The 17,097-nt window shown below is 67.7% G+C and carries 11 protein-coding genes; 6 read left to right on the forward strand and 5 right to left on the reverse strand.

Annotated features, from left to right (window positions below; genetic code table 11):
* Positions 1-149 precede the first annotated feature (149 nt).
* A complete protein-coding gene (locus tag NS334_RS09625; RefSeq protein ID WP_058755759.1) occupies positions 150-1,358 on the forward strand; it encodes an aromatic ring-hydroxylating oxygenase subunit alpha in 1,209 nt (402 codons plus the stop codon).
* Positions 1,359-1,465: 107 nt separating this feature from the next.
* A complete protein-coding gene (locus NS334_RS09630) occupies positions 1,466-3,079 on the forward strand; it encodes a phytoene desaturase family protein (RefSeq protein WP_058755760.1) in 1,614 nt (537 codons plus the stop codon).
* Here NS334_RS09630 and NS334_RS09635 read toward each other — a convergent pair.
* Positions 3,051-4,373 (reverse strand): amino acid permease, encoded by a 1,323-nt coding sequence (locus NS334_RS09635; protein WP_083500380.1) that lies wholly within the window; start codon positions 4,371-4,373, stop codon positions 3,051-3,053. The two genes, NS334_RS09630 and NS334_RS09635, sit on opposite strands and share 29 nt — an antisense overlap.
* A gap of 43 nt (positions 4,374-4,416) precedes the next feature.
* On the opposite strand from NS334_RS09635, the gene NS334_RS09640 reads away from it, so the two are divergent.
* Positions 4,417-5,982, forward strand: a complete 1,566-nt coding sequence (locus NS334_RS09640; protein ID WP_058755762.1) for a tetratricopeptide repeat-containing sulfotransferase family protein — start codon at positions 4,417-4,419, stop codon at positions 5,980-5,982.
* Between the two features lie 121 nt (positions 5,983-6,103).
* A complete protein-coding gene (locus NS334_RS09645; RefSeq protein WP_058755763.1) occupies positions 6,104-8,662 on the forward strand; it encodes a TonB-dependent receptor in 2,559 nt (852 codons plus the stop codon).
* Between the two features lie 306 nt (positions 8,663-8,968).
* Here the strand turns inward: NS334_RS09645 and NS334_RS09650 are convergent, their stop codons facing one another.
* From NS334_RS09650 to NS334_RS09665, 4 genes are all read right to left on the reverse strand, one after another.
* The gene (locus NS334_RS09650) at positions 8,969-10,222 is read right to left on the reverse strand and encodes a DUF3526 domain-containing protein (protein ID WP_058755764.1); all 1,254 of its coding nucleotides are present in this window, start codon (positions 10,220-10,222) and stop codon (positions 8,969-8,971) included.
* The gene (locus tag NS334_RS09655) at positions 10,222-11,658 is read right to left on the reverse strand and encodes an ABC transporter permease (RefSeq protein WP_058755765.1); all 1,437 of its coding nucleotides are present in this window, start codon (positions 11,656-11,658) and stop codon (positions 10,222-10,224) included. Before NS334_RS09655 ends, NS334_RS09650 begins: the two co-directional genes overlap by 1 nt.
* A complete protein-coding gene (locus NS334_RS09660; protein ID WP_058755784.1) occupies positions 11,655-12,344 on the reverse strand; it encodes an ABC transporter ATP-binding protein in 690 nt (229 codons plus the stop codon). Before NS334_RS09660 ends, NS334_RS09655 begins: the two co-directional genes overlap by 4 nt.
* 127 nt (positions 12,345-12,471) lie before the next feature.
* Positions 12,472-13,524, reverse strand: coding sequence for a substrate-binding domain-containing protein (locus NS334_RS09665; protein WP_058755766.1), 1,053 nt, complete (start codon positions 13,522-13,524; stop codon positions 12,472-12,474).
* Between the two features lie 124 nt (positions 13,525-13,648).
* On the opposite strand from NS334_RS09665, the gene NS334_RS09670 reads away from it, so the two are divergent.
* Together NS334_RS09670 and NS334_RS09675 are read left to right on the forward strand one after the other, a co-directional pair.
* A complete protein-coding gene (locus NS334_RS09670) occupies positions 13,649-15,697 on the forward strand; it encodes a glycoside hydrolase family 31 protein (RefSeq protein ID WP_058755767.1) in 2,049 nt (682 codons plus the stop codon).
* Positions 15,694-17,082 (forward strand): MFS transporter, encoded by a 1,389-nt coding sequence (locus NS334_RS09675; RefSeq protein WP_058755768.1) that lies wholly within the window; start codon positions 15,694-15,696, stop codon positions 17,080-17,082. The genes NS334_RS09670 and NS334_RS09675 overlap by 4 nt, the downstream gene beginning before the upstream one ends.
* Positions 17,083-17,097 lie beyond the last annotated feature (15 nt).

The following is a 17,097-nucleotide window of genomic DNA, read 5'->3' on the forward strand; positions in this document are numbered from 1 at the left end:
CGTCCGCACCGACGCCCCCGCCGCCCCCCGCTCCGCCAGCACGCGGACGGTCGCCTCGATCAGGTCGTGCCGACGGGCGTCGGCGGTCACGCGCTTGCTCACGCCGCTTCCTTATTATACGATCGTGCAACACGCACGCGGAGACTCCGATGCCACGTCCAGCCGAGCTGCCCCTTCCCGATCCGGACGCGGACTGGAGCCTGCCGGCGTGGCTATATACCGATCCCGAGGTCTTCGCGCTGGAATGTGCGCGGATCATCCGCCCGTCGTGGCAGATCGTCTGCCATGTCAGCGATATCGCGGAGGCGGGCGCGTGGCGCACCCTCTCGTATCTCGGCGAGAATGTCGTGGTGATGCGGGGGGCCGACGGCGAAATCCGCGCCTTCCACAACGTATGCCGCCACCGCGCGATGCGGCTGGTCGATGGCGACAGCGGCTGCGCGCAGAAGCTGGTCTGCCCCTATCACGCCTGGGTCTATGAACTGGACGGGCGGCTGACCGGCGTGCCGATGCGCCGCGACTATCCCGCGCTCGACATGGCCGCCACCGGGCTGGTCCCGGTCGAGCTCGATACGTGGCGCGGCTTCGTCTTCGTGCGGCTGGAGGACGACGGCGGCCCGCGCGTCGCGGACATGATGGCCCCCTTCGACCATGAGGTCGCGCCCTATCGGTTCGAGGACATGCGCCGGATCGGCGACGTGCGGGTGCGCGACCGCGCGGTCAACTGGAAGAACGTCGGCGACAATTATTCCGACAACCTGCACATCCCGGTCGCGCACGACGGGCTGACGCGGCTGTTCGGCAAGAGCTATGCGATCGAGGCGGCGGGCTGGGTCGACCGGATGTCCGGTCAGCTGGTCGACCGGCCCTCCGCCGATCCGTGGGAGCGCTTCTATCAGGCGCATCTGCCCCCGGTCGATCACCTGCCGGAGGCCAACCAGAAACTCTGGCTCTATTACAAGCTCTGGCCGAACATGGCGTTCGACATCTATCCCGACCAGATCGACTTCATGCAATGGCTGCCGGTGTCGCCGACCGCCTGCGTGCTGCGCGAGATGGTCTTCGCGCTGCCGGGCGACGATCGCCGCGCGATGAAGCTGGTCCGCTACGCCAACTGGCGGATCAACCGCACCGTCAATGCCGAGGACACCTGGCTGATCGAGCGTGTGCAGCAGGGCATGGCCTCGTCCAGCTACACCGCCGGCCCGATCGGCGCGAGCGAGGTGTGCCTGCGCAGCTTCGCCGCGAAGGTGCGCGCGCGCATCCCGGAGGCACGACTGCATCGCGCGCCGCCGCCGGGCTGGTCGCGCAATCCCATGTCGCCCCTGCGAAGGCAGGGGTCCATGACTGTGGATTGAGGGCGGAGGACCGGACACCGGCGCGGCGCCGATGTGTCAAAGCGACGTGGCGGACTGGACAGACATAGGCCCCTGCCTTCGCAGGGGCGACGGGCGGGGCGCGAGGCATGACGAAAAAGTACGACGCACTCATCATCGGCGGCGGGCACAATGGGCTGGTCTGCGCCTTCTACCTCGCGCGCGCCGGGCTGAAGGTGCGCGTGCTGGAACGCCGCCACGTCGTCGGCGGCGCGGCGGTGACGGAGGAGTTCCACCCCGGCTTCCGCAACTCGACCGCCAGCTACACGGTCAGCCTGCTGCGCCCCAAGGTGATCGCCGACATGAAGCTGCACGATCGCGGCTTTCGTATCATCGAGCGGACGATCAGCAACTTCTTCCCCTTCCCCGACACCTATCTGACGCTGGGCGGCGGCACGGCGCGGACGCAGGAGCAGTTCGCGCGGTTCAGCCGCCGCGATGCGGAAGCCTATCCGCATTACGACGCCGCGCTGGAGAAGGTCGCGCAGGTGCTGCGCGATCTGGCGCTGAAGGCACCGCCCAACGCCGGTGGCGGGTTGATGGAGGCGGTCGCGGCGGCGCGACAAGGCTGGCCGCTGGCGAAGCTCGACATCGCGGCGCAGCGCGACCTTCTCGACGTTTTCACCAAGTCCGCGCGCGAGTTCCTGGACGGCTGGTTCGAGGACGATCACGTCAAATCGGCCTTCGCCTTCGATGCGGTGGTCGGCAATTTCGCGGGCGTCTCGACGCCGGGGTCGGCCTATGTCCTGCTGCACCACGTCTTCGGCGAGGTGAACGGCAAGTTCGGCGCCTGGGGCCATTCGGTCGGGGGCATGGGCGCGATCACGCAGGCGATGCAGGCGGCGTGCGTCGATGCCGGCGTGGAGATCAGCCTCGAGGCGCCGGTGTCGCGCGTCCTGATCGACGGCGGCAAGGCGGCGGGCGTCGTGCTCGACAGCGGCGAGCAAATCGCCGCGCCGATCGTCGCCGCCAATGTCGGACCGGCCATGCTCTATCGCCAGATGGTCGAGGGGGCCGACCTGCCCACCGATTTCCGCCGCCGCATCGCGGGCTTCAGGACCGGATCGGGCACCTTCCGCATGAACGTGGCGCTCAGCGAATTGCCCGACTTCACCGTCCTGCCCGGCAAGGAACGCGCCGAACATCACACCGCCGGGATCATCATCGCCCCCGGCCTCGATTATATGGATCGCGCCTTCGACGATGCGAAGGTGCATGGCTGGTCGCGCGAGCCGATCGTCGAGATGAAGCTGCCGACGACGGTCGACGACACGCTCGCCCCGCCGGGGATGCATATCGCCAGCCTGTTCTGCCAGCAATTCGCCCCCGAACTGCCCGACGGCCGCAGCTGGGACGACGCGCGCGAGGAGGTGGCGGACCTCATCATCGACACCGTCGACCGCCATGCGCCCAACTTCAAGAAATCGATCATCGCGCGACAGATCCACTCGCCGCTCGACCTCGAACGCAAGTTCGGGCTGGTCGGCGGCGACATCTTCCATGGACGGATGAGCCTCGACCAATTGTGGTCGGCGCGCCCGGTGCTGGGCCACGGCGATTATCGCGCGCCGATCAGCGGGCTCTACATGTGCGGATCGGGCACGCACCCCGGCGGCGGGGTGACGGGCGCGCCGGGGCATAATGCCGCGCACGCGATCCTCGCCGACCGCAGCCTTATCGGGCGCTGGCGCCGCCGCGCCTGACCAGCGCATAGACCGGCACCCCGGCGAGCAGCAGCACCAGCGCCCAGCCGTTCGCCTCCCACCCCAGCCCGTAGGAGAGCCAAGCGATGAAGCCGGCGGACACCAGCCCCGCCAGCCGCCCCGGCGCGTCGCCGCCCAGCAGCCGGACCGCCGCGAGCGCGTTGACGAAATAGGCGAGCATCCCCGCCGCCAGCGATACCGAGGCGACGAACGCGAACAGGTCGCCCATCCCGCGCGTGTAATTGGCAAGCGTGACGATCGTGACCAGTCCGCCCGCCAGCAGATGCGCGCGCACCGGCGTGCCGCTGGCGCTCTCCCGCGCGAACCAGCGCGGGAACACCCCGCCCGCCGCCATGGCGCGCGGCATCTCGCCCTGCAACAGCACGAAGCCGTTGAGCGTGCCCAGCGCGCTGATCGCGGCGAACAGCGCCACGACCTGCGTCATCCCCGCCCCCAGCGCGCCGCCCAGGAAGTCGGCGATCGGCGATGGCGACGCGGCGACGGCCGCGCGCGGCATCAGCGCGCTGATCGCGCCCGACACCGCCAAATAGATCAGCCCGACCGCCGCCGTCCCGATCAGGGTCGCGCGTGGCACTGTCCGGGCCGGATCATCCACCTTGTCGGCGGGAACGGTCGCGGACTCGACGCCCAGAAACCCCCAGAAGGTCAGCGCGGCGGCGCCCGCGATCGCCTGCGCGCTGATCGGCACCGCCGGTTGTGCGGGCAAGGGGTGTCCGCTCACCACCCACCAGCCCGCCAGCAGGATCACCCCGGCCAGCGGCACCAGCTTCAGCACCATCGTCACCATCTGCACCCGCGCCGCGACCCCGACCCCGGCGATGTTGACCAGTACCGCGAGCCAGACCAGCGCCACCGCGACCAGCGCGGCATGCGGCGCCAGTGACGGGATCGCGACGCTCAAGGCGCTGACCACCGCCACCGCGACCGCCCCGTTACCGGCCCAGACCAGCGTCCAGTAACTCCACGCCGCCGCAAAGCCGATGCGCGGCCCGAACGCCGCCTCGGCATAGGCATAGGGGCCGCCCGCGCGGGGCCGCGCCGCCGCCAGCCGCGCGAAGACCAGGGCCAGGCACATCGCCCCCATGATGGTCGCGATCCAGCCCAGCGTGGCATTGCCGCCCAGCGGCGCAAGCGTCGCCGGCAGCAGATAGATGCCCGCCCCGATCAGATTGCCCATCACCAGCGCCAGCGCGCCGCGAAAGCCCATCGCGCCGCGACCCGCCGTCGCCGCGCTTGATCGCGCGGGGGCGGCGTGGTTTGTTCCGTCTTCCATGTCAGTCCCCAGCCCCGATCGCTTTCCCGACCGCTTTCCCCCGATGCTAGTCGACGCCGCGCTGGCGCTCCACGACAATCGGCTGGAGATCGCCGAACCGCTGCTGCGCTCGTATCTGAAGCGCGATCCGTTCGACGCACGGGCGATCCGGATGCTGGCGGAGCTGGCCGGGCGGATCGGGCGCAACCGCGATGCCGAGACGTTGCTGCGCCGCGCGCTGGAACTGGCCCCCGGCTTCACCGCCGCGCGCGCCAATCTGGCGATCGTCCTCTACCGCCTGAACCGCGCGCCGGAGGCGCTGGCCGAACTCGACACGTTGCTGGCCGACGAGCCGGAGCATGTCGGCCACATCAACCTGAAGGCGGCGGCGCTCGGCCGGCTGGGAAGTTTCGAGGACGCCATCCCGCTCTACGAGCGCGTGCTGGAACAGGCGCCGACGCAACCGAAGGTGTGGATGAGCTATGGCCATATGCTCAAGACGGTCGGGCGGCAGGCCGATGGCGTCGCCGCCTACCGCCACGCCATCGCGCTCCGGCCCGCGCTGGGCGAGGCGTGGTGGAGCCTCGCCAACCTGAAGACGGTCCGCTTCGACGACGCCGACGTCGCCGCGATGACGGCGCAGCTGGCGCGCGACGCTATCGACGTCGCGGATCGCTTCCACCTCGACTTCGCGCTCGGCAAGGCGTGGGAGGAGCGCGGCGATGCCGATCGCGCCTTCGCGCATTATGCCGCCGGCAATGCGCTGCGCCGGACGCAGATCGATTATGACGCGGACGAGACGACGCGCTTCGTCGATGCGATCCGCGCCACCTGCCCGGCCGACTTTTTCGCGGCGCGCGCCGGCTGGGGGTGTCCGTCCGCCGATCCGATCTTCGTGCTGGGGATGCCGCGCGCCGGATCGACGCTGGTGGAACAGATCCTGGCCAGCCACCCGCTGGTGGAGGGAACGACCGAACTCCCCGACCTGCCCGTGCTCGCGCGGCGGATCGAGCATTATCCCGCCGGACTGGCGTCCCTCACGCCCGAACAAGCGCGACAGCTGGGCGAGGACTATCTGCGCCGCGCCGCCGTGCAGCGGCGCAGCGACCGGCCCTTCTTCGTCGACAAGCTGCCCAACAACTGGGCGCATGTCGCGCTGATCCGCGTCATCCTGCCCAACGCCACGATCATCGACGCGCGGCGCGATCCGCGCGCCTGCTGCTTCTCGAATTTCAAGCAGCATTTCGCACGCGGACAGGCGTTCAGCTACGCGCTCGACGACATGGGGCGCTATTATCGCGATTACGTGCGGATGATGGCGCATCTCGACACGGTGCAGCCCGGACGCGTCCACCGCGTGATCCACGAGGAACTGGTCGACGCACCCGAACCGACGATCCGCGCATTGCTCGATGCGTGCGCGCTGCCCTTCGATGCCGCGTGCCTGTCGTCGCACCGGACCGAGCGCCCGGTCCGCACCGCGTCCTCCGAACAGGTCCGCCAGCCGATCTTTCGCGGCGGAGACCGCGCGTGGCGACCGTTCGCCGCGCATCTCGCCCCGCTGGAGCGCGCGCTGGGCGACGTGATCGAACATTATCCTCTTGCGCCGGACTTCTCGTCGGCAGCGTGACAATTTCGCCACGCGGCGTGATTTCAGACGAAATGTTGCCGGATGCCGATTGACCCCGGTCGTGCCGCGTCGCAGCATGCGTCACAAAGGCGCAATAAAGGGCGCAACAAAGGGGGTTGGTGTGGTGGTCAGCTTTCGTCGTCGCGTGATCGTTTCGTTGCTCGCCTCCGCCGCGCTGGCCGGCCCCGCCCTGGCGCAGGATGCGGCGGGTTCCGGCTCCGGCCAGACCACGAAGGCCGACGTCCCCTCGCAACAACCGGACAATTCCACCGACGGCGACATCATCGTCACCGCGCAGAAGCGCGACGAGAATATCCAGAGCGTGCCGATGAGCATCCAGGCGATCGGCACGAAGCGCCTCGACCAGCTCAACATCTCCAACTTCAACGAATATACGCAGCTTCTGCCCTCGGTCGCCTTTCAATCGAGCCAGCCGGGCGTGACCACCGTCTATATGCGCGGCGTCGCCTCGGGCGGCGACGGCAACCATTCCGGTTCGCTGCCCTCGGTCGGCAGCTATCTCGACGAGCAGCCGGTGACGACGATCGGCGGCACGCTCGACGTCCATATCTACGACATCGCGCGCATCGAAAGCCTGGCGGGCCCGCAGGGCACCTTGTACGGCGCGTCCAGCGAGGCGGGCACGATCCGCATCATCACCAACAAGCCCGACACCGCAGGCTTCTACGGCCGCGTCGATGGCGAGGTGAACACGGTGAAGGCCGGCGGGATCGGCGGCACGCTGGAGGGGATGCTCAACATCCCCTTCAACGATCGCATCGCGTTGCGTGTGGTCGGCTTCTACGAACGCGACGCCGGCTATATCGACAACGTGCCGGGCACGCGCAGCTTCCTGCCGCAGCCGGGCGGGATCACCGTCGATAACAAGGCTTTCGTGAAGAAGGACTATAACGACACCGATACCTATGGCGGGCGCGCGGCGCTGAAGATCGACCTGGACGACAACTGGACGGTCACGCCGACGCTGCTGCATCAGGAACAGCGTTCGCACGGCACCTATGGCTATGATCCGAAGGTCGGCGATCTTCAGGTCCAGCACTTCTATCCGGAATATCGCCAGGACCGCTTCACGCAGGCCGCGCTGACGATCGAGGGCAAGGTGGGCAATTGGGACCTCACCTATACCGGCGCGCTGCTCGACCGCCGCACGCTGCAGTCCAGCGACTATACCGACTATTCGGAGGCGTATGACTCGATGTACGCCTCGGTCGGCGGACTGGCCGGCTATTTCGCCTATGTCGACAATGCGGGCAAGACGATCGATCCGCGCCAGGTGATCGTCGCGCGCGACCATTTCAAGAAACTCAGTCAGGAACTGCGCGTCGCCTCGCCGGTCGAGGCGCCGTTCCGGCTGGTCGCCGGCGCCTTCTACCAGCGACAGAGCAACCTGATCTTCCAGAATTACAAGGTGCCCAATCTCGGGTCGCAGGTGTCGGTCAACGACTATCCGGGCACGCTCTGGCTCACGCGGCAGCACCGCGTCGACAAGGATTATGCCGTCTTCGGCGAGGCAAGCTACGATCTGACGCCCAAGCTGACGCTCACGGCGGGCGGACGCGTCTTCATCTATGACAATTCGCTGATCGGCTTCTTCGGCTTCGGTCGCAATCCCGGCGTCGATGCGGCGGACGGCCGTCCCTACACCGCCGAACCATTCAACGCCGCCGGCAGCTCGCGCACCGGCGTCGCCGGCTGCTATCTGGCGGGCGGCGGCACGCTGCGCGACGCCTATCTGAACGGCGGGTCGATCGGCGGCTTCCTGCAGACCCCGGATGTCGGCGGCATCCCGTGCGTCAATCTGGGCGTGCCGGTCGGCAACAGCGTGGTGCCCAAGCGCGCCGATGGCCAGGGCGTCACCTACAAGGTCAATGCCACGTGGAAGCCGATCGACAACGTCCTGCTCTACGCCACTTGGTCGCGCGGCTTCCGCCCCGGCGGGATCAATCGCCGTGGCGATGTCGGTGATTATCAGGCGGACTTCCTGACCAATTATGAAGTCGGGTGGAAGACGACCGTCGTCGACGGCCTGCGCTTCAACGGCGCGGTCTATCAGCAGAACTGGGACCAGTTCCAGTTCTCGTTCCTGGGCGAGAACAGCTTCACGATCATCCAGAACGGGCCGGACGCGCGCATTCGCGGCGTGGAAATGGACGCGGCGTTCAACAGCGGCGGGCTCTCGCTGACGGCGGCGGGATCGTACACCGACGCCAGGACGCTGACCGACCTGTGTTCGTCGGTGACGTGCAGCCCGACGGGCGACGACGTGCTGGCGCCGCGCGGCACCCGCCTGCCGATCACTCCGCGCTTCAAGCTGAGCGGCACGGCGCGCTATGCCGTCCCGATCGGCGCGGTGCGCGCCTATATCCAGGGACTGGTCGCTCACCAGAGCTCCGCCGGCTCGGATATCCGCGTGCTGTCGCTGACCGCGGACGGGACATCGAAGGCGAGCGGGCTGGGCCGGTTGCAACCCTATACCAGCGCCAATCTGGCGATCGGCGGCGAGCTCTCGGGGTATACCTTCGAGGTGTTCGTGCGGAACCTGTGGGACGAACGCGGCGAGATCTCGCGCTTCCAGCAATGCGGCACCTGCGACCAGCGCATCTACATCGTCCCGATCGCCCCGCGCACGATCGGCGTCCGCTTGGGTGCGCGCTTCTAGAGCAAACCGATGGTCGAGCGCGGTGGGAATCACGCTCCGTGACCCCGGCGCGGGCCGGGGTCCATGTCGCCGAAACCCAGTGACGTGAGCGGTTCCGCAACGGCTCAGGTCATGGAGTCCACGGCCATGGAATGCACCGCCATGGCCCGAACACGTCGCGAACTCCGCGAAACACGCTCCCGCGCTCCTGCGAACGCAGGAGCACGGGGCAGCAATTCCCATCCGTCGTTGTCGTACGTGACGCTGGATCTTGGCGTGCGCCGAAACACGGCATCGACCCGGCGCCAGCGGAGGACTCGACCCCGCTCACCCGGTCGCGCGGTAACGTGGCGCCTTGTCGAAATCGGACGCACCGAACGGCCGATCGTAGAAGACGTAATCGTAATAGAAGGCGCGCAGCCGTCGATGAAACGCGCGGATACGGTCCTGATACGCGAGCTGGGCGGTCAGATCGGTGCCGGCCAGTCGGGTCAGCAGCGCCTGCACCCCGACCGACGGCAACACCCATCCGAGCGCATTGGCCGCCGCCGCGCGCCGCTCCAGCCCGGCGCGATAGGCGCGCACGCGCGCCGCCACGCTCTCGTCACCGTTCTGGTGAAACGCGAGATACCATTTGTAGTGGAAGGCCTCGGTCAGCGGCGGCGCGTCCGACCAGCGCCGATGGTTGGCATAGAAGCGCCGCATCGTCTCCTCGCGCGGGATTTCCCACGCGCGGTGGACGTTCTCGCGCTGCGCCAGCGCGATCTGCGCGCCCTCGTCGACCGGGTTCGTCCGGTTGATGACCACGTTCGCCAGCGTCGGGATGATCAGCACCAGCACCAGCCATAGTGCCGCGAGCGTCGCGGCATTGGCGGTCGATCCGCGCCCGCGCGACGATACGAGTCCCGCCAGCCCGATCCAGAAGAGCAGATACAGCGCCGCCACCACGACGATCAGGATAATTGCGCCGATCGCGACACCGGACCATATCGCGCCGGCGAGGAACGGGATCGTCAGCGCGGCGGTGATCGCGACGAAGCGCACCATGGCGCGTCGCCACCACAGCCGCCCCGCCCCCGGCATCGCCTCCAGCATCCGCGCCCGCCCCGCCTCGCACTCGCCGGAGCGCAGGTCGTGGAACAGCGCGATCGTGAACAGCGGAGCCAGAAACACCAGCACGAACGCGAAGTCGAACCGGCCGGGCAGCGCCAGTTCGGGGTTGAAGGTGTCGCCGTCGTAGATCTGCGCCTCGATCCCCAGCGCGCGGACCCGCAGGATATAGGGCGCGACGTCCCGCATCCCGATTGCGGCGAAGGCCAGCGGCGACGGCGCGTCCCAGGTCGGGTGGAAGCTGTAATAGGCCGCCTGTCCGCCATCCTTGCTGCGATCGACGAACGCCCGCACCGCCGCGATGTCCTCCGCCTGTGCCGGCGCGATGGCGGCGATCGCCCCGCGCTGCCGCGCGATCTCGGCCATGCCCGCCGCGACCGCCGCCGCGCTGAGGATCGCCAGCAGGGCCAGCGCCGCCGCCGCCCAGCGCGACCGGAGCAGCAGTTGCGCCTCGTGCATCCACAGCGGCATCACTTCGCTCCCAACCGTCGCGTCGCGGCCGTCAGCATCAGCGTCGCCGCAACCAGCCAGCCGGCGATGATTGCCAGTCCCTGCAGCCCGGCCGCCACCAGCGTAGCCGGCGTCGGTGGCGTGAACGTGAAGACTGGCATCCGCTGCCAATGATCGGCGCCGATCCGCTTCCGGCGATCGGCACCGGCATCCACCGCTGTGTCGTCGGCATAGCTCACCTGATCGGCCTGGAGCTGGTTGAGCCGCTGGACCAGGTCGTAGCGGTAGCGCTCCGCCTGTTCGAGAAAACGCTGATGCCCCCCGAAATCGGTACCCGCCGACGCCATCGACACCTGTCGCAACGCGATCGTGGGACTGAGCAGACCGAAGCCCAGCACCATGCGGTTCTGCGCGGCGTGCGCGGCATAACTCTCCCGCGCATAGCGATCGAACAGGCGGGATGTGATCGCCTCGCCCTCGATCGCCAGCAATCCCTTATAGTTGACGGGCAGATCCTCGACGCGCGTCACGCCGTAGCGGCGCAGTACGTCGGCCTTGAACCGCGCGAAGTGCGGATCATCGGGATTGTGGCTGTCGCCCAGCCAGCGCAGGTCGCGCGCGATCGCGACATCAGTCTGCAAGCGATTGGCAAGTGGGTAGATTTGCCCCGCCACGTCCGGGGCGACGCGGGGAAGCAGGACGACCGTCACCGCCCAGATCGCGAGCAGCGCCAGCAACGCGTCCCTCCGCCGCCGCACCAGTGTCGAAACCAAGGTGATCGCCACCGACCACAGCGCCAGATACGCGCCATAAGCGATGATAATCAAGGCGATAGGACCTATAGACGCGCCGGGCTGTCCGGCGATCAGCGCAAAGCCGATCATCGCGGGCACACCGACCACCCCCGCCACCAGCCCCAGCGCGGCGAGCTTGCCGAGCACGATCGACCATGCCGCCGCGCCCTGCAACAGCAGCGGACGTAACGTGCCGCGCTCGGTCTCGCGCGCGACCGCGCCATAGCCGAGGAAGATCAGCAGCAACGGCACTGCCGCCTGCAGGACGAACGCCGGCGTCAGCTGGCCGAAGCGGACGAGCAGCGAACTCTGTAGCACATCACCGAAATTGCTGGTGTTCTGCCGATGCCCCTCAAGGAACATGGTGTTGCCGGTAAACGGATCGACCCCGGGATCGAACGCCGCCAGCGGGCTCAGCGGCCGGAAGATGAAATGCCCATAGTGGACGACGCGGTGCGGATGCCGGTCCGGCTGTGCCTCGAACGCGGCATTCGCCGCGCGTTGATGGCGCGCGCGCGTCTCGGCGATGCCCTGCTGATGCGTCCAGGCCGTCGCCACCGCGACGACGGTCAGCAGCAACAGCAGCAATACCGCCGTCACCGCGACGTGGTTGCGCCGCATCAGCCGGAGTTCGTCGCGCGCGATCAACGTCATCGCGCTCATGCGGCGCGCGCCCGCTCGCCGAAACGCGCGCGCAGCGCGCGAATGTCGAACCGCTCCGTACCGGTCGCCGCCACCTCCTCGACGATCCGCCCGCGTTCGAGGAAGCCGATCCGGTCGGCGACATCGACGGCGGACAACAGGTCGTGCGTCACCATCAGCACGGCGGTGTTGCGGACACGGATCGCGTGGAGAAGCGCGTTGAAGTCCGCGGTCGCTTGCGGATCAAGCCCGGAAGTAGGCTCGTCGAGCAACAATACCGGCACCTCGCGCAGCCAGGCGACCGCGATCGCCACTTTCTGACGCATTCCCTTGGAAAAGCCGCTCAACCGTGCATCCCAGGCGCGCTCCTGCAAGCCCGCCGCCGCGAACGCGTCCAGGATCGCGGCCCGCGACGGGCGGTTGCCCGACAGTGCCAGCAGATAGGACGCGTTCTCGACAGCCGTGAGATGATCGTACAGCGCGACATTTTCCGGCAGGTAGGCGGTCCGGCCTCGCGCATGATCGGGCTCGACGCCAGGATCGACTCCGCACACCGTGACCCGGCCGTCGTTGGGTCGGACAAACCCGAGGAGAAGCGACAAAGTGGTGGATTTGCCCGCGCCGTTCCCGCCAAGCAACGCGGTGATGCTGCCCGCCGGTACCGCGATCGACAGACCGTCAAGGACGCGGTGCGAACCGTAGGACATCGACACATCCTCGATCAGGATGGGATGGGATGACAAAAGGGGGCTCCATCGACAATTTCATGCGCTGGTTTGCCGAAAATCGTCAACGGATACAAGATATCATATCGGGAGAGCGTCTTCGTCGAGCTTACAGTCGGCCCGCTCGATCCCCCTCCAGTCGTGCAGCGCGATGGCTGTCACGCAGCCGTAGTTCCATCGGCCAGCGCCGTTGCAGCGGCGCGCGCGTGCCGCTGTCGCGGTCGGCGAGGATCGCGACCAGTTCCTCCGCCAGCGCCAGCCCGAGCGCGTTGAGATCCAGCGTGAAACAGGTCAGGTCGGGGGAAAGTGCCCGGCAGGTCGGATTGTCGCGCAGCCCGATCACCGCGATGTCGCGCCCCGGTTCGCATCCCAGACCGCGCAGCGCGCGATAGGCGCCGACCGGCGCGGTCTCGCCCATCAGCAGCAGCGCGGTGGGCGGCGGGATCAACGCCATCAGCGCGCGGGTCGCGAGTTCACCATCCTGCTCGTCGGAATCGCCGTGATGGATCAGCGCCTCGTCGATCGGCAATCCGGCGCTGACCAGCGCGGCGCGATATTCCGCCACCACGACATGGCTGTTGTTGATCGTCACCGGGGGCGCGATCAACCCGATGCGCCGATGACCGTCCGCCAGCAACAGCGCCAGCGCACGCGCCACGACCCCCTCGAAATCGAGATCGATCCACGCATAGTCAGTCGCGGAAGCGGTGCGGCCGAGTGCGACGAACGGGATGTCCCGCTCGATCAGCAATGCGATTCGCGCATCCTCATGCTGCGTCCCGGACAGCAGCCAGCCATCGACGGTGCCGCGCGCGATATGCCGCCGCAGGAAGGTGTCGCCGTCCTCGCCCTTGCGCGCCAGCAGGATCACCAGGTCCAGTCCGTGCGCGAACAACCCCGCCTGGACCCCTTCCAGCAGCGCCATGAAGAACGGATCGCCGTGCAGCGCGCTGTCATGCTCCAGCGTCAGCATGAAGCCGATCGTCCCCGTCCGTCCGATACGCAGCGAGCGACCGAACTGATTGGCGATATAGCCGAACTGCGCCGCCGCCTCCAGGACGCGCTGGCGGGTCGCGGGGCTGACGTCCTTTCGATCGTTCAACGCGCGCGACACGGTGCCGATCGACAAGCCGAGGCGCCCGGCTAGGGTCCGGATATCCATGGCGGTGTGATCGCGTTCGCATGGCGGCGGCGCAAGGGGGTTGACAGCGACCCATGCTGACCGCACACATCCGGAAACGTTTACGGTCCCGGGCTCACCGGGCGTTTGGGGAGGTTGGTGAAGCGTGGACACGCTGACACTGGAAGCGCGCACGATCACCTGGCGCTATGATGGCGACTGGGTACGGATCGAGGCGCATGGCCCCGATGGCTTGCGGCTCCGCGCCTCCACCTACGCACCCCGTGCCGACGCGACCGGCGCGCTCATCGATCTCCCCGCCACCGACGCGGTAGTGACGCGCGACGGCCCGGTTGCCCGGATCACCAATGGCCGGATCACCGGCGAGATCGACCTTCAGGGGCGCGTCCGCTTTCTCGACGGCGATGGCCGCATCCTCCTTGAGGAGAAATGGCGGCAGCGCGACACGGTGACGAAGTTCTGGACGGTCGGCAGCGAGACGGTCGATACGATCAGCGCGCTGGGATTGTCCGGACGCGAGTTCAAGCCGCTACCCGGCGGTGCGGCGCGGATCACGGTGCGGTTCGAGGCGAAACACGCCGAACGGCTGTACGGCATGGGCCAGTACCAGCAGCCGAACCTCGACCTCGCCGGCTGCATCCTCGAACTGGCGCAGCGCAACTCGCAGGCGAGCGTGCCGTTCGTCGTGTCGAACCACGGCTATGGCTTTCTTTGGAACAGCCCCGCGATCGGAGAGGCGTGCTTCGCGGCCAACGGCACCGTCTGGACCTCGCACGCCGCGCACGAGATCGATTACTGGATCACCGCCGGAGCGACACCGGCGGCGATCCTTCGCAACTATGCCCGCGTCACCGGCACCGCGCCGATGATGCCGGACTTCGCGCTGGGCCTCTGGCAAAGCAAGCTGCGATATCGGACGCAGGATGAACTGCTGTCGGTGGCGCGCGCCTATCGCGATCGCGGCATTCCGCTTTCGGTGATCGTCGCCGACTTCTTCCACTGGCCGGTGCAGGGCGACTGGCGGTTCGACCCGCGCGAATGGCCCGATCCCGCCGCGATGTGCGCCGAGTTGCAGGCGATGGGCACCGAATTGCTGGTGTCGGTGTGGCCGACCGTCGATCCTCGTTCGGAGAATTACCCCGCGCTTGCCGAGAAAGGCTATCTGGTCCGCGCGAACCGCGGCGTCGACGTGCAGCAGGAATTTCTGGGCAACACGCGCTTCATCGACGTGACGCATCCGGGCGCGCGCGACTTTCTGTGGCAGACCCTGAAGCGCAACTACCGCGATCAGGGGGTGCGGTTGTTCTGGCTGGACGAGGCGGAGCCGGAATATGGCGCCTATGATTTCGACAATTACCGCTATCACGCCGGTCAGGTGCTGGCGGTCGGCAACGCCTATCCGCTCCACTATGCGCAGGCGCTGCACGACGGGCTGAGCGCCGAGGGCGAGACGGAGATCGTCAGCCTTGTCCGTTGCGCGTGGGCGGGCAGCCAGCGCTATGGCGCGCTCGTCTGGTCGGGCGACATCCACAGCTCGTTCACCGCCATGCGCAACCAGTTGAGCGCCGGGTTGAACATGGCGATGGCCGGCATCCCGTGGTGGACGACCGATATCGGCGGCTTCCACGGGGGTGATGTCGAGGATCCGGCGTTCCACGAACTGGTGATCCGATGGTTCCAATGGGCGGTGTTCACGCCCGTTCTGCGGATGCACGGCCACCGCGACCCGATCACCCCACCCGCCGAGCCGTTCCGCGACGGCGTCGCGCAATGCGACACGGGGGCGGGCAACGAACTCTGGAGCTTCGGCGAGGACGTGTTCACGATCCTTCGCCGCTTCGCTGCCTTGCGCGAGCGGTTGCGCCCCTATGTCGCGGGGCTGATGCGCGCCGCGCACGAGGCGGGCGATCCGTTGATGCGCCCGATGTTCTACGACTTCCCCGAACAGCCGCGAAGCTGGGAGGTCGACGATCAATATATGTTCGGCCCCGACCTGCTGGTCGCGCCGATCGTCGCGGCGGATGTGGCGGCACGCGATATATGGTTGCCGACCGGGACATGGGTCGATGCCTGGGCCGGCAGCGCGATCAGCGGCGGCCGCACAATCCGATGCGATACTCCGATCGACCGGATACCCGTCTTCGTCCGGGCCGGTGCGTCGGTCGCCGCCGCCTTCGCGGAGCCGGACGCATGACGACGATCGCGCAACAGGACGATGCCGCGCCGATCGTCACCGGCGCGGCGCCGGTCGGCCGCGTGCCGTTCAGGGAAAAGGTCGCCTATGGCTTCGGCGATGCCGGGGGCACGATCATCACCGGGCTGATCGCCAATTTCCTGACCTTCTACTACACCGACGTCTTCGGGATCGCGCCCGGCGTGGTCGGCATCCTGTTCCTGTCGCTGCGCATCTTCGATGCGGTGTCCGACCCGTTGATCGGGATCATGGCCGATCGCACGAAGACGCGCTGGGGGCAGTTCCGGCCCTATCTGTTGTGGACGGCGATCCCGGTCGGGCTCAGCTGCTTCCTGACCTTCCAGTCGCCCGATCTGGGCGCGGACGGCAAGGTCGCCTATGCCGCGATCACCTACTTCCTGCTCGCTCTGTCCTATTCGCTCAACAACGTGCCCTATTGCGCGCTGGTGACGCGGATGACCGACAGCGCGGAGGAAGGCGTCGCGTGCCAGTCGGTGCGCTTCGCGATGGTGGCCATCGCCTCGTTCACCGTCTCGGTCGGCCTGCCGATCATGGTCCGCGGACTGGGCGGCGGCGACGTCGCGCGCGGCTATCGCGACGGGGTGGCGATCCTTGCGCTCGCGGCGGTCGCGATGTTCCTGATCTGCTTCCTGTTCGTGCGGGAACGCGTCGCCTTCGCCGGCGCCGAGCAACCGCCGCTGCGCACCGCGATCGCCAACACGCTGAAGAACGACCAGTTGCGGATCACCTTCGCGATGACGCTGCTCCTGATCGCGATCTTCAATACGAAGGGCGGCGCGGCGCTCTACTTCATCACCTATGTCCTGAAGGGCGGCACCACCTATCAGGCGTTCTTCTTCGGGATCGCGACGATCGGCGGATTCATCGGCTCGATCGTCGTCACCGCCTTTACGCGCCGTTACGACGTGCGGACGATCTATATCTGGGTGAACCTGATCCTGGTCGCGGGACATTTCGCCGCCTTCTTCGTGCCCGGCGACTATCCAACTGTGTGGCTGGGGCTGGTTGGCCTCTGCTGCATCGTGCTGGGCTGCACCCTGCCGCTGCACTTCACGCTGATCCAGCTCGCCGACCAATATGGCGAGTGGAAGCTGGGGATGCGCTCCTCCGGCATGAGCTTCGCGTTCAACCAGTTCTTCGTCAAATTGGCCTGGGCGGTCGCGGGCGCGCTGATCAGCGGCGTGCTCGTCCTCGTCTCCTACAAGGCGGGCGCGGGGAACCAGACCGCGCTGTCGCTGACCGGCATCCGTGCGCTGTCGACGATCGTGCCGGGGCTGATGCACCTGCTGCTGGCGCTGACGATCAGCCGCCTGATCCTGAACCGCGCCACGATCGCGCGCATGAATGCGGAGCGTGCCGCATGAACCCTGTCCCCTTCC

It is taken from the genome of Sphingomonas endophytica (assembly GCF_001476895.1).
GTDB classification, from domain to species: Bacteria; Pseudomonadota; Alphaproteobacteria; order Sphingomonadales; family Sphingomonadaceae; genus Sphingomonas; species Sphingomonas endophytica_A.

Excerpts from the sequence above, each read along its gene's own strand:
- NS334_RS09625 (WP_058755759.1), top strand. The coding sequence starts at position 150 with ATGCCACGTCCAGCCGAGCTGCCCCTTCCCGATCCGGACGCGGACTGG.
- NS334_RS09630 (WP_058755760.1), top strand. The coding sequence starts at position 1,466 with ATGACGAAAAAGTACGACGCACTCATCATCGGCGGCGGGCACAATGGG.
- NS334_RS09635 (WP_083500380.1), bottom strand. The coding sequence starts at position 4,373 with ATGGAAGACGGAACAAACCACGCCGCCCCCGCGCGATCAAGCGCGGCG.
- NS334_RS09640 (WP_058755762.1), top strand. The coding sequence starts at position 4,417 with ATGCTAGTCGACGCCGCGCTGGCGCTCCACGACAATCGGCTGGAGATC.
- NS334_RS09650 (WP_058755764.1), bottom strand. The coding sequence starts at position 10,222 with ATGCCGCTGTGGATGCACGAGGCGCAACTGCTGCTCCGGTCGCGCTGG.
- NS334_RS09655 (WP_058755765.1), bottom strand. The coding sequence starts at position 11,658 with ATGAGCGCGATGACGTTGATCGCGCGCGACGAACTCCGGCTGATGCGG.
- NS334_RS09660 (WP_058755784.1), bottom strand. The coding sequence starts at position 12,344 with ATGTCCTACGGTTCGCACCGCGTCCTTGACGGTCTGTCGATCGCGGTA.
- NS334_RS09665 (WP_058755766.1), bottom strand. The coding sequence starts at position 13,524 with ATGGATATCCGGACCCTAGCCGGGCGCCTCGGCTTGTCGATCGGCACC.
- NS334_RS09675 (WP_058755768.1), top strand. The coding sequence starts at position 15,694 with ATGACGACGATCGCGCAACAGGACGATGCCGCGCCGATCGTCACCGGC.